This window comes from Amycolatopsis minnesotensis (assembly GCF_039529815.1).
Taxonomy (GTDB): domain Bacteria; phylum Actinomycetota; class Actinomycetes; order Mycobacteriales; family Pseudonocardiaceae; genus Amycolatopsis; species Amycolatopsis minnesotensis.
Map to the genome: position 1 here is coordinate 377406 of NZ_BAAANN010000002.1, position 12538 is coordinate 389943.

Sequence of the window (12538 nt, forward strand, 5' to 3'; positions counted from 1 at the left end):
CGTCAGTTCGGGTTCAGGTGGTGGCGGTGACCTCGACGACGATGTTGCCGCGGGTCGCGTTGGAGTACGGGCACACCTGGTGGGCCTGGGCGACCAGTTCGTCCGCCTTGCCCTGCTCCATTCCGGTGAGCTTGGTGTCCAGGTGCACGGTGAGCGCGAACTTGCCCTCGTCGGTCTTGCCGATGCCGACCTCCGCGGTCACCTCGGAGTCGCCGACGTCGGCCTTCGCCTGCTTCGCGACCAGCCGCAGCGCGCTGTGGAAGCACGCCGCGTAGCCCGCGGCGAAGAGCTGCTCCGGGTTGGTGAACTCGCCACCCGGGCCGCCCATTTCCTTGGGCGTGCTCAGCTTTTCGTCGATCACGCCGTCGGACGACGTCACCTCGCCGTCGCGGCCGTCGCCGCGCGCGGTCGCCACCGCGGTGTACATCGGGTCAGCCATGATGTGCCCCTCCTCGTCTCGACCGGCGCCGTCCAGCCTCTCACCAGGAAGAACAACGCGCATGTGGAGATCGGTGCCCGTACATGACGGGACTCACCCGAAGGACTACCCGGCGACCGCGCCGCCGAATCAGCCCGCGGCGCGCTGTGCCGCGGCGAACTCCGCGACCTGCTTGCCGATGAGGCGCAACGTGCGGACGACCTTCTCGTCGGAGGCGCCACCCGCCTCGTCGAACTTCACCTCGGCCGAGTTGACCGCCCCGCCGAGCGGGGTCGGCCAGCCGCGCAGCGCGTGCGTGATCGTGCGGAGCTGGTCGAGCGTGGTGACCGCGGCCTGCCAGCCGAACGCGACCGCGGCCAGCCCGACGGCACGGCCGTCGAGATAGGGGCGCCGGTCGGGTCGCAGGTCTTCCACGTAGTCCAGCGCGTTCTTCACCAGCCCGGACAGCGCCCCGTGGTAGCCGGGGGAAACCACGATGACGCCGTCGGCGGCCCTGATCGCCTCGATCAGCCGCACGGCTTCGGCCGAACGGTCGAGCACGGCCGTGTCGTAGAACGGCAGCTGCAGGTCGGGGCCGGTGATCACGGTTGTCGTCGCGCCCGCTTCCCCGGCGCCGGCCAGCGCGATGCGCAGGGCGCGCTCCGATTGGGAGCCCTCGCGCAGTGAGCCGCCGATGCCGAGCACGTTGATCGCCGCAGTCGAAGTCACGTTCCCGAGGCTAGACGCTCGACCTAAGTCGAGGACCAGGATCTGGGACGGATAGCCCGGTCACAGTTGAACCGTGAACTTACCGAGCAGTAACCTCAGGGGCGAGGAGGACCGATGCCGATACCGCTCCAGATTCGCGTCCAGTCCGCGGCGACCCAGCTGCTCTACGCCCTGCCACGCCCGGTCCGGCGGCTGATCGCCGGAAAACCCGTCCGGATCGACGGGCAGGAGCTGGCGCTCGACGCCCAGCTCCTGCTCCGGCTCCAGCAGCTCTCCGGCACCAGCCTCGTAAACGGAGACGCCGTCTCGTCCCGCGCCGCGCTGGACGGCTCGCGGCACCTGGTCAGCGGGCCGGTGATCGAGCCGGTCGGCACGCGCGAGCTGGCGATCCCGGCGGCGGGTGCGGACCTGCCCGCGACCCTGTACACCCCGCTCGGCCTGCCGGAACCGTCCGGCCTGCTGGTCTTCTACCACGGCGGCGGGTTCGTGGTCGGCTCCCGCAAGAGCCACGACAACACGGCGCGTTTCCTCGCGCGGCACGCGGGCGTCAGGGTGCTGTCGATCGAGTACCGGCTCGCCCCGGAGCACGTGTTCCCCGCGGCGGCCGACGACGCCGTCGCCGCGTTCGACTACGCGCACGCGAAGGCGGCCGAGCTGGGCGCGGACCCGGAGCGGATCGCGGTCGGCGGGGACAGCGCCGGCGGAAACCTGGCCGCGGTGACCGCGCTCGTGACGACCCGGCGCGGCGGCCCGGCACCCGCCTTCCAGCTCCTGTTCTACCCGACCACGGACTCCACGCTCCGCAGGCGCTCGCGCGAGCTGTTCGGCGACGGGTTCTTCCTGACCGACGAGCACATGACCTGGTTCGTCGACCACTACGCGCCCGAGGGCAGTGTCGACCGGAGCGATATCCGGATCTCACCGCTGCTGGCCGAGGACCTGACCGGGCTGCCGCCCGCCTACATCGCGACCGCGGGCTTCGACCCGTTGCGCGACGAGGGCGAGGCCTATGCGCAGCGCCTGAAGGACGCGGGTGTCCGCACCGCGCTGAGCCGCCAGGAGGACCTCATCCACGGCTACGCGAACTTCCTCGGCGTCGGGCGGCGCTTCCGCGAAGCGACGGCAGAAGCGGCGGGCGCGCTCCGCGTCGGATTGAGCGTTCCGGCGGGAATTGATCCCGCGGATATCACGAAATGAGCGAGCCGGAATCCGGCGCGGCCATCGCCACACCGGATTCCGGTTCCCCCGATTCACTCGGTTTTCGGTTATGGCACCGGAACCGGCAACGCGGGAACAGCCGGCACCGGCAACGCGGGCACCGGCAGACCGCCACCGAGCAGGCCGGCCAGCAGGCTCGTCACCGTCGTCAGCAGGTTCGTGAGCAGGTTGCTCACGATGTCCAGCGGCGGCGGCAGCTTCGGCAGTGCGGGCACCGGCGGCAACTGCTTCGGCGTGATGCTCCGATCCGCGAGCACCTTGCTCGTCTCCGTGCCCTGCCCCTCCGCGACCGCGGCGGTGTTCTGCTGCTCGGCCTGGATGCTGTACCGCTTGCCCGCGGCGAGATCCGCCAGCAACGGGTTCAGCTTGTCCAGCGTGCTGCGGGTGGCCGTGACGTCACCGGCGTAGGCCACCTTGGTCAGCCCGTCCCGCAGCTGGAGCACCTGCGCGGCGGCCGCCTGCGTGCTGGTGGAGCCGTGGCCGTCGGCCACGCTCGCCGAAGCGACACCACCCGAGGCCACCGCCAGCAGGCTGCCGACGGCTACCGCGGCAATCGAGCGGGCAATTCTGCTTTTCATTTCCTACCTCCCGGCCTCTGAAGACCTGACCGGTCAATCGATACCAACCGTGTCAAAGAATCACCACTCGATCGCCGTGACGTGGCCATTTCTAACCCTTACGTGCCGAATTTATTTCGCCACCAGACCCCGCAAGTGGTGAACGCCAATACGGTCGTACTCGCTCAAAAGATCATGAAACTCGTCCATTGTGGACACGAAAGGTGACCGGCTCACCCGATCGGACAGCGGAGCGCCCCGGATGGCTGCATTGGCGCTGGGCGGCCCATGATCACCCCGCTGTGCCGCGTGTCGCTCTGGTCGCCGCACGGCGTGTCGCCGGGGGACCGCGACGCCACCCACACACGTCACGCCCGCCCCAGAACGGGACACGACAACGGCCCGGCGACGGCCCGGCGAGCGGTGCTCGCCGGCCCGTCACCTCGTGGTGGGAGCTTACTTCTCGAAGGCCTTGGCGACCTTGTCACCGAGGTTCTTGTCGACGTTGCGCCAGTACTCGAAGACGCGCTCCAGCACGGGCCGGGAGACGTCGTTGGAGGCGTGGCCGATGATGTTGTTCGCCAGCCGCTCGCGAGCGGCGTCGTCGAGGACCTCGCGGACCAGCGTGCCCGGCTGGCCGAAGTCGTCGTCCTCGGCGTGCAGCTTGTACGCCGAGCGGAGCACCTCACCGGACGCGCCGTAGGCCGAGGCGGCCTCGCCCGCCAGTGCCGCGTCGGCGTGCGGGCCGCCGTAGGAGTTCGGCGCGTACACCGGGTCGGCGGGGTTGCTGTAGCGCATCGCGCCGTCCTTGGCGTAGCTGTTCACCTCGGACTTGGCGGCGTTGACCGGCAGCTGGGTGTAGTTCGGGCCGATCCGGTAGCGGTGCGCGTCCGGGTAGGCGAACAGGCGGCCGAGCAGCATCTTGTCCGGCGACGGGCCGATACCGGGCACCAGGTTGGCCGGTTCGAACGCGGCCTGCTCGATCTCGGCGAAGTAGTTCGACGGGTTGCGGTTCAGGGTGTACTTGCCGACCTTGATCAGCGGGTAGTCGCCCTGCGGCCACACCTTGGTCAGGTCGAACGGGTTGAACCGGTAGTCCGCCGCGTCGTCGTGCGGCATGACCTGCACGTACAGCGTCCAGGACGGGTGGTCGCCCGCCTTGATGCTGGTGTAGAGGTCGGCGAGGTGGTGATCGCGCGCCGACCCGGCCAGCGCGTCCGCGTCGCCCTGGGTCAGGAAGTCGATGCCCTGGTCGGTCTTGAAGTGGTACTTGACCCAGAACTTCTCGCCGCCCGCGTTCTCCCACAGGTAGGTGTGCGAGCCGTAGCCGTTCATGTGGCGCCAGGTCTTCGGGATGCCGCGGTCGCCCATCAGCCAGGTCACCTGGTGCGCCGACTCCGGCCGCAGGGTCCAGAAGTCCCACTGCATGTCGTGGTCGTGCAGGTGGTTGTCCGCACGGCGCTTCTGGGAGTGGATGAAGTCGGGGAACTTGATCGGGTCGCGGATGAAGAACACCGGCGTGTTGTTGCCGACGAGGTCGTAGTTGCCCTGCGAGGTGTAGAACTTCACCGCGAACCCGCGCGGGTCGCGCACGGTGTCGGGGAAGCCGAGCTCGCCGGCGACGGTGGAGAACCGGATGAGGCTGTCGGTCTTCGCGCCGGGCTGGAACAGGGCCGCCTTCGTGTACTGGCTGACGTCCTCGGTGACCTCGAGGAAACCGAACGCACCACCGCCCTTGGCGTGCACCACGCGCTCTGGCACCCGCTCGCGGTTGAACTGCGCGTTCTTCTCGATGAGGTAGTGGTCCTGGAGCAGGATGGGGCCGTTGGCGCCCAGTGTCAGCGAGTCGTTGTCGCTGGCGACCGGGATGCCCACGTTGTTGGTGGTCGGCTTCGTCACGCCGATACCTCCTCGTTGTGGTGGTGGTTGTTCACGCAATCGGGACACAGTCCCCAGAAGACGACCTCCGCCTCGTCGACCTGGAACCCGGCGGTGGTCGAGGGCTCCAGGCAGGGCGCCGACCCGTGCACGCAGTCGACGTCCTCGGTGCGGCCGCAGGAGCGGCACACGAGGTGGTGGTGGTTGTCCCCGGTTCGCGTCTCGAACCTGGCCGGGTGCCCGGCAGGCTCGATCCGCCGCACCAGGTTGACACCGGCGCACGCGCCCAGCACGTCGTAGACGGTCTGGGTGGACACCGAGCCCAGCCGCTCGCGCACCCCGGCGGCGACCTGGTCGGCGGTGGTGTGCGGGTGGCCGGAAAGCCATTCGAGCACCGCGAGCCTCGGGGCGGTTATCCGCAGACCGGCCGCCTTGAGGCTCTCGCGAACGAACTTCTCCTGGTGTGACATGACCCGGCCAGCTTGCCGGGTTTTCTGGAATCAGTCAAGAAAAGGCCCTCGGCCGGGTGTCACACGCCGTACCCGCCGTCGACGTCGAGCGACTGGCCGGTGATGAACCCGGCGCGATCGGAAGCGAGGAAGCACACCGCTTCCGCGATGTCGGCCGCGCGCCCGAAGCGGCGGAGCGGGATGTTGCGCCGGGTGATCTCCAGCGCCTCCTCGGAGAGGTCGCCGGACTCGATCAGCCGGATCGCCGTGCCGTCGTTGATCATGCCGGGACCGACGCTGTTGGCGCGCACGCCGAAGCGGCCCTCCTCCGCCGCGATCCCGCGCACCACCGCCTCGACCGCCGCCTTCGGCGCGGCGGAGAGGCCGTCGCGGACCGGGAAGCGCCGGTTCGCCGCCGTCGTCACCGCGACCAGCGACCCCCTGCTCTCGCGCAGCGCGGGCAGGGCGTGGCGGACCAGGGTGAAGAACCCGGCGGCGTCGGCGACGATCTGCCCGCGAAACGCGCTCGGTTCGACCCGGCTCAGGTGCACCATCGGCACGTGCGGGCCGGACGCGTAGACGACCGTGTGCAGCGCGCCGACCCCGGCGACCACGGCCGCGGTGCGCTCTTCGTCGGCCAGGTCGAGCCGGTGCGCCGTGGCACCGGGCACCTCGGCGGCCAGTTTCGCCGCGCCCTCGGCGTTGCGCAGGTAGGTGAAGGCCACCCGCGCGCCGCGCGCGGCCAGCACGCGCACGATCTCGGCGCCGAGGCCGCCGCTTCCGCCGGTGACGAGCGCCGATCCGGTGCGCCCCGCGAAGTCGTCCATGCCCTGAATTGTGTCCCCGGGCGCCGGCGCCGCAAAAGAAGTTGCACGCGCGTACCAAGGTCCGCTCTCATCGTGGTGTGTCGTATCGCCGCGTTCTCGCCATCCCGGACGTGCGCTTCTCGTTGGTGCTGCTGTTCTTCGCCAGGCTCCCCGGTACGGCGATGGGCCTCTCGCTGACGCTGCACATCGTGAGCACGCTCGGCCGCGGGTACGGGGCCGCCGGCCTGGTGGGCACCGCGACCACGATCGGCAGCGCGCTCGGCGCGCCCGTGGTGGGCCGCCTCATCGACCGGCACGGCCTCCGCCCGGTGATCGCGCTGTGCACCGTCGCCTCGACGGCGTACTGGGTCGGCGCCCCGCACCTGCCGTTCGCGGTGCTGCTCGTGGTCGCGCTGCCCGCCGGGATGCTCGCGGTGCCGGCGAGTTCCATCGGGCGCCAGATCCTCACCGCGCTCGTGCCGCCCGATCGGCGGCGCGCCGCGTTCTCCCTCGACACGGTCGCCGTCGAGGCGTCGTTCATGCTCGGCCCCGCCGGGGCGATCGTGCTGAGCACCCAGTTCTCCAGCACCGTCGCGCTCACCACGATCGGCTGTTGCTTCGCCGTCGTCGGCTCGCTCCTCTACTGGTGGAACCCGCCGATCCGGCACGAGGACGAAGCCGCGCACGGGCACGCGCGGCCGCCGCTGCGAAGCTGGCTCGGCGCCCCGCTGGCGGGGACGCTGGTGGTGGCGGCCGCCGCGGTGTTCGTCCTCGCCGGAATGGAACTGGCTATGGTGGCGGCGCTGCGGGAAACCGATTCGGTCGCCTGGACCGGGTTGGCGTACGCGGTGATCTGCGCCGCCTCGCTCGTCGGCGGGCTCATCCACGGTGCCGCGCGGCGCTCGCTGAGCCAGCTCACCCTGATGCTGCTGCTCGCCGCGCTGATGATCCCGGTGGCGCTGCTGGTGCACCCGTGGTGGCTGCTCTCACTGGCGCTGGTACCCGCGAACCTGGCCTGCGCGCCGACGATCGCGGCGACGAGCGAAAGCGTCAGCAAGCTGGCTCCGGCCGAAGCCCGCGGTGAAGCGATGGGGTTGCAGGACGCGGCGCAGAAGCTCGGTCTGGCTCTGGGGAATCCGGTGATCGGCGTCGTGCTCGACCACTCGTCGTCGGCGTGGGGTTTCGCCGCCGCCGGGATCGGCGGGTTCGTGTTCGCCGCCGCCGCGATCGTGCTCATCCGTGTCCGCGCCCCGCAGCCCGTCGGTTAACGCCGTCGCGAGACAGACCCGGTCGTATCTGCCGCAATTGCTTGGTTCGAGGAGCGCCGTAGCGAGTGTTACGAATACCTGTTCACAGGCAGCACGACCGCAGCCTGGGATCCGTATGTGCGCGCTACGCACCTCGGGTCTATGACGTTCTGATCGACTGGACCTGAGGGAAGGGCATCCAAGCGCCCGTCGCGGTCACCTACGGGGGCCGCGGGGCTCGCCCCGGGATCGGGTGGGGGTTGATCTCTCAGAGGCAGACTTTGCGCAACTGGTCCAGGCGGTCGACGTTCCGCTTGATCCACTTACCCAGCACGCCGAGGTCTTCGACGTGCTCCTTCTGCACTTCCACGTAACCGTCGGCCATCGTGAACAGGGCCTTCTTGACATCGCTGTCCTGCACGTTGGTGGCCAGCTCGCGGAGCCGGTGCACCTTGTCCTCCGCGCGTGCCTTCAGCTTCTCGGGGTCGGGGTGGAGATCGGCGAGCCCGATCGCCTCCGCGCAGGCACTGACCTTGTCGGTGGTGCCGCTGACCGTGTCGACGGCCGAATCCACCTCCGAGCACCCCGCGAGGAGCAGGCAGCAGGTCAGCCCGGCGGCGCGATACCCCAGTTTCATGCCCTCGAGTCTACCGCGAGACGTAAATTTACCTATTGCTCAAACATGCGGTGAATGTGCAACATGGACCCGCGCTCCTGGGGACGCGGCCGAACCCACCGCAGAAGGAGACCCGATGAAACTCGTCAGGACACTCGTGATCGGCGCGCTGTCCGCCGCCTGCGTCGCCGTCGCGACACCAGGAGCCACCGCGTCCGGCCAGCAGGCCGCGAGTGTGCGCGAAGAGATCGCGAAACTCGCCAACGGCGAGATCGGCACGGGCGAGCAGCCGCCCGGCAGCAACTGCACCCCGTACGGGCCCTGCGAATCCTGGTGCGCGCACTTCGCCACCTGGGCCTGGCGCAAGGCCGGGATCGACATCCCCAACTACGGCTTCACCGGCGACATCTACACCTGGGGCAAGCAGAAGAACAGGGCGCACGGCACCGACACCGGTATGCACACCGGTGACATCGTGCTCTACGGCACCGGACCCTCCAGTGTGGACACGAGTGTCCACACTGGAATCGTCGTGGCCGTCTCCGGCGGGAAGATCACCACGGTGGAAGGGAACTCCGGCGACAAGGTGAGCAAGCACGGGCCCTTCGACCCGCGGCACGCCGAAGCGGCGGGACGGCCCGCGAACATCTACGGCTGGGTCTCCGCGGACTGAACCAGCGCCGGGCCCCGGGAAAACGGGGCCCGGCAACGGTTCTTCAGCCCTTCACGCAAATCACCTGCTTGAGGTGCGCGACCACCTCGACCAGATCCGCCTGCGCCTCGATCACCGTGCGGATGTCCTTGTACGCGGCCGGGATCTCGTCCACCACACCGGCGTCCTTGCGGCATTCGACGCCTTCGGTCTGCGCCGCGAGGTCCACCTCCGTGAACATCTTCTTCGCCTTCGTCCGCGACATCCGGCGACCGGCACCATGCGACGCGGAATGGAACGCGCTCTCGTTGCCGAGCCCGCGCACGATGTACGAACCGGTGCCCATGCTGCCCGGGATGATGCCGAGGTCCCCGTTCCCCGCGCGGATCGCGCCCTTGCGCGTCACCAGCACGTCCACGCCGTCGTAGGTCTCTTCGGCGACGTAGTTGTGGTGGCAGCTGATCGCGTCGTCGAAGCGGACGCCGGGCACAGTGTCCGCGAGCGCCAGCTTCACCAGCGCGACCATCGTGGCGCGGTTGCGGGCCGCGTAGTCCTGCGCCCAGAACAGGTCCCTGCGGTACGCCGCCATTTCCGGCGTGCCCGCGACGAACACCGCGAGGTCGCGGTCCGGCAGGTCCGCGTTGTGCGGCAGCTTCCGCGCGACACCGATGTGCCGCTCCGCCAGCTCCTTGCCGATGTTGCGCGAGCCCGAGTGCAGCATCAGCCACACGCGTCCCTCGTCGGCACCGCCCTGCTCCAGGCACACCTCGATGAAGTGGTTCCCGCCACCGAGGCTGCCGACCTGCAGGTGCGCGCGCGTGCGGAGGTCCTGCACGCCGGGGTGCAGGTCACCGAACGCGCCCCAGAACCGGTCCCAGCCGCCGACGCCGTGCACCACCGCGGTGTTGACCGGGCTCTTGTGCAGGTGGAATCCGACCGGCACCGCGGCTTCGATCCGGCCGCGCAGCGCGCCGAGGTCGTCGGGGAGGTCCTTCGCGGTCAGCGAGGTGCGGACGGCGCTCATCCCGCACCCGATGTCGACACCGACCGCGGCGGGCGAAACGGCGTCGCGCATCGCGATCACGCTGCCGACCGTCGCGCCCTTGCCGTAGTGGACGTCCGGCATCACCGCGACGCCGTGCACCCAGGGCAGGTCGGCGACGTTGCGCAACTGCCGCAGGGCGGCCTCTTCGACCGACTGCGGGTCCGCCCACATCCGGATCGGCACGCGGGCGCCTTCTACTGCCGTGTACATGGCTTCCTTCTCTCGACTGGTTCCGCGCTTTCCGCGCCGGGGAAGGATCGCGCGAAGGTTGCGGCTCGGACAACAAGATTTCGGATCGGCGGCGGGCATGGCACACTTTCCCCGGCGTCGGGGAACGCCCTTCCGGGGAGGAATTCGTTCATCATGCGGCTACCCGTTCGCGCCCTGACGGCGGTCGTGCTGCTCGCCGGGTTCCCGGTGCTCGTGCTCGCGATCATCGCCGGTCTCGTCGTGCTCGAAATCGAGGCGGCGAGCCACGCCTACGTCACCGCGATCAAGATCGGCTTCTTCGCGGTACCCGCGTCGGCCGTGCTGCTCAAAGGCCTTGCCATGCTGGCGAAACCGCCGAAGAGCGCACCGGACGGGCTCCGGCTCCCCGAGGAGCGCCAGCCGGAGCTGTGGGCGTTCGTCCGCGGGCTCGCCGAGGTCGCGGGAACGCGGCCACCGGACGAGATCTACCTCGTTTCCGGAGTCGAAGCGGCCGTCGACGAGGAGACCGCGCTGTTCGGGCTGCGGTCGAAATGCCGTCGCCTGTTCATCGGCGCGCCGCTGCTGGCCGGGCTGCGCGAGGACCAGCTCGCCGCGGTGCTGACCCACGAACTCGGGCACTACGGCAACCGCGACACCAGGCTCGCCGGGGTCACCTACCGCGGGCAGCGCTCGATCACCGCGACGATTTCTGCTTTGGACAGTGCGAAACTGTTCCAGCGCTTGCTGAAGTTCGTGTTCCGCCACTACGCGAAGCTCTACTTCCTGGTGTCCAGCGCGGTCTGCCGCAGGCAGGAGCGGGCGGCGGACGAGGCGAGCGCCCGTGCCGCCGGATCCGCGGCCGCGTCGAGCGCGCTGCGGGAGGTCACCGCGATCGACGCGTCCTGGGACCACTTCCTGTCGAGCTACGCCGTGCTGGGCTGGGAATCGGGCTATCTCCCGTCGGACGTGTTCGGCGGCTACACCGCGCTGCTCGCCGGAAACCACGACATGCTCGAAGAGGTCCGCGAAAACCCGCCCGCGGTCTCGTCCCGCTACGACACGCATCCGCCGCTCGCCACCAGGGTGGCCGCCGTCGAACGGCTGAACCTGCCGCCCGCGATCGAGCACGGCACCGGCCCCGCCACCACCCTGCTCCGCGAGCACGCCACCACCCTCGACGCCGCGCTCCTCACCGGACTGGTCGCCGAGGCCGCCACGAAACACCGCGCCGGCTGGGAGACCGTGGTCAACCTCGGCTGCCGCTCCGAAGCCGTTCCCGGCGCGCTCGAATCGCTCGACGCCGCCGCCAGGGCCATCGGGGGCGAAGGCACGGTGCGCACCTACCTCGACGCGCTCGACGCCGGTCGCCTGACGGACCTGGTCACCACCACCGCCCAGCCCGCGGTGAGCGCCGGGCCGAGAGCACGCCGCGAGTTCGCGCGCCAAGACGTCCGAAAAGGACTATCCACTGTGGTCGATGTGGCGCTGGCGGATGCCGGGGTGGCGCGCTGGGCCCTGTCGTGGACGGGGCCCGCCACCTTCACCGTCGACGCACCGCACGCCGACGGTCTCGGCGCACTCCTCGACGACGCGGTGGCCGACGAGCCCCGCACCTCCGGCCTGCGAGACCGGCTGAAGCACGCGGGTGCCGACCTCGACCGGCGGCCCGGTGCGCACCCGCCTGCCGCGAAGACATTGATGCGGTAGCCGGAAATCCCTATCTTGGGGGCATGACCGACACTTCGCTGCCGCCCGTCGGCCGGACCGCCATCGGGGTCGCGGGGCTGCGCGCACAGGAACAGCTCCGGCCGGACAAGCTGTTCGACGATCCCTTTTCCGCCGCGCTTTTCGAAGCGGGGCGCGCACAGCTCCCCGGTGCGCCGACCGGCGCGCAGGGCGAACGGCAGGCGTTCGGGCAGCTCTTCGCCACCCAGGTGGCCGTCCGCACCCGGTTCTACGACGACTACCTCCTCGGCTCCGGCTGCACCCAGGTGGTGCTCCTCGCCGCGGGGCTGGACGCGCGCGCGTTCCGGCTCACGTGGCCCGGCGGCACGCGGCTGTTCGAAGTGGACTTTCCCGAAGTGCTGGGGTTCAAGGGAAACGTGCTCTCCGGCCAAGGTGCGCGACCGCGCTGCGAACGGGTCGAAGTCCCAGCGGATCTCCGTGAAGACTGGACGAGCGCGCTCACCGACGCGGGTTTCGACCCGGCCGCGCCGACGGCGTGGCTCGCCGAAGGACTGCTGATCTACCTCACCTACGACGAAGCGGCGGCGTTGCTGACGACGGTCACCGAACTGTCGGCGCCGGGGAGCCGGATTTCGTTCGAGCACCGGCCCGGCCCCGACGGCACCGGGCTGACGGCGCTCGCCCGCGCGCACCACGCGGGCAAGCACGTCACCGAGATGTGGAAGGGCGGCCTCGGCACGGACGGCCCGGAGTGGCTGTCCGCCCGAGGGTGGACAGCCACCGGCCGGGACCGCGAGGAACTGGCCGCCGCCTACGGACGCCCCGTCGACGAGGCGTCCGGCGTCGGCTTCCTCACCGCGACCAGAAGCTAGTGTCGCGCGTCGTTAATTGGTTTACGGCTGTGGGTTTGCGATGATGGGGCATGTCTTCGTCGGGTTTGATGGTCAGTGGTGAGGACCGGGCGATCTTGGAGTCGTGGACACGGTCACGGGCGATCCGGGCCAGTCATGTCGAGCGGGCTCGGATCGTGCTGGCGGTCGCGGACGGA

13 protein-coding genes and 1 pseudogene are annotated in these 12538 nt (G+C 70.0%); 6 read left to right on the forward strand and 8 right to left on the reverse strand.

From position 1 onward, the window contains the following. Window positions 1-13: 13 nt before the first annotated feature. Entirely contained in the window at window positions 14-439 is a 426-nt protein-coding gene (locus tag ABD256_RS03900; protein ID WP_344413430.1) for an organic hydroperoxide resistance protein, read from the reverse strand. Between the two features lie 129 nt (window positions 440-568). Then, on the reverse strand, window positions 569-1147 hold the full coding sequence (locus tag ABD256_RS03905; RefSeq protein WP_344413432.1) for an NADPH-dependent FMN reductase: 579 nt from the start codon (window positions 1145-1147) through the stop codon (window positions 569-571). 114 nt (window positions 1148-1261) lie between these two features. Here ABD256_RS03905 and ABD256_RS03910 point away from each other — a divergent pair, with 114 nt between their 5' ends. Next, window positions 1262-2344, forward strand: a complete 1083-nt coding sequence (locus ABD256_RS03910) for an alpha/beta hydrolase (RefSeq protein WP_344413434.1) — start codon at window positions 1262-1264, stop codon at window positions 2342-2344. Window positions 2345-2412: 68 nt separating this feature from the next. Here ABD256_RS03910 and ABD256_RS03915 read toward each other — a convergent pair whose 3' ends face one another. The 4 genes from ABD256_RS03915 to ABD256_RS03930 form a co-directional block, all read right to left on the reverse strand. Beyond that, window positions 2413-2943 carry a hypothetical protein gene (locus ABD256_RS03915; RefSeq protein ID WP_344413436.1) on the reverse strand — a complete coding sequence of 177 codons (531 nt, stop codon included), beginning with the start codon at window positions 2941-2943 and terminating at the stop codon, window positions 2413-2415. Between the two features lie 435 nt (window positions 2944-3378). Then, window positions 3379-4821 (reverse strand): catalase, encoded by a 1443-nt coding sequence (locus tag ABD256_RS03920; RefSeq protein WP_344413438.1) that lies wholly within the window; start codon window positions 4819-4821, stop codon window positions 3379-3381. Then, window positions 4818-5270 (reverse strand): Fur family transcriptional regulator, encoded by a 453-nt coding sequence (locus tag ABD256_RS03925; protein ID WP_344413440.1) that lies wholly within the window; start codon window positions 5268-5270, stop codon window positions 4818-4820. The genes ABD256_RS03920 and ABD256_RS03925 overlap by 4 nt, the downstream gene beginning before the upstream one ends. Before the next feature lie 59 nt (window positions 5271-5329). After that, a complete protein-coding gene (locus ABD256_RS03930) occupies window positions 5330-6076 on the reverse strand; it encodes an SDR family NAD(P)-dependent oxidoreductase (protein WP_344413442.1) in 747 nt (248 codons plus the stop codon). A 77-nt stretch (window positions 6077-6153) separates the two neighbouring features. Here ABD256_RS03930 and ABD256_RS03935 point away from each other — a divergent pair, with 77 nt between their 5' ends. Beyond that, window positions 6154-7323: an MFS transporter gene (locus ABD256_RS03935; protein ID WP_344413444.1), complete on the forward strand. Its 1170-nt coding sequence runs from the start codon at window positions 6154-6156 to the stop codon at window positions 7321-7323. A gap of 247 nt (window positions 7324-7570) precedes the next feature. Here ABD256_RS03935 and ABD256_RS03940 read toward each other — a convergent pair whose 3' ends face one another. Beyond that, window positions 7571-7939, reverse strand: a complete 369-nt coding sequence (locus tag ABD256_RS03940) for a hypothetical protein (RefSeq protein WP_344413445.1) — start codon at window positions 7937-7939, stop codon at window positions 7571-7573. 115 nt (window positions 7940-8054) lie between these two features. Here ABD256_RS03940 and ABD256_RS03945 point away from each other — a divergent pair, with 115 nt between their 5' ends. Beyond that, window positions 8055-8591 (forward strand): CHAP domain-containing protein, encoded by a 537-nt coding sequence (locus ABD256_RS03945; protein WP_344413446.1) that lies wholly within the window; start codon window positions 8055-8057, stop codon window positions 8589-8591. 43 nt (window positions 8592-8634) lie between these two features. Here the strand turns inward: ABD256_RS03945 and ABD256_RS03950 are convergent, their stop codons facing one another. After that, window positions 8635-9825: an RtcB family protein gene (locus tag ABD256_RS03950; RefSeq protein ID WP_344413447.1), complete on the reverse strand. Its 1191-nt coding sequence runs from the start codon at window positions 9823-9825 to the stop codon at window positions 8635-8637. A gap of 153 nt (window positions 9826-9978) precedes the next feature. Here ABD256_RS03950 and ABD256_RS03955 point away from each other — a divergent pair, with 153 nt between their 5' ends. The 3 genes and pseudogenes from ABD256_RS03955 to ABD256_RS03965 all read left to right on the forward strand — a co-directional run. Next, a complete protein-coding gene (locus ABD256_RS03955; protein WP_344413448.1) occupies window positions 9979-11511 on the forward strand; it encodes a M48 family metallopeptidase in 1533 nt (510 codons plus the stop codon). A 23-nt stretch (window positions 11512-11534) separates the two neighbouring features. Then, window positions 11535-12362 carry an SAM-dependent methyltransferase gene (locus ABD256_RS03960; RefSeq protein WP_344413449.1) on the forward strand — a complete coding sequence of 276 codons (828 nt, stop codon included), beginning with the start codon at window positions 11535-11537 and terminating at the stop codon, window positions 12360-12362. A gap of 50 nt (window positions 12363-12412) precedes the next feature. Beyond that, window positions 12413-12538 (forward strand): annotated as a pseudogene (locus tag ABD256_RS03965) (IS630 family transposase); the annotation flags it as partial.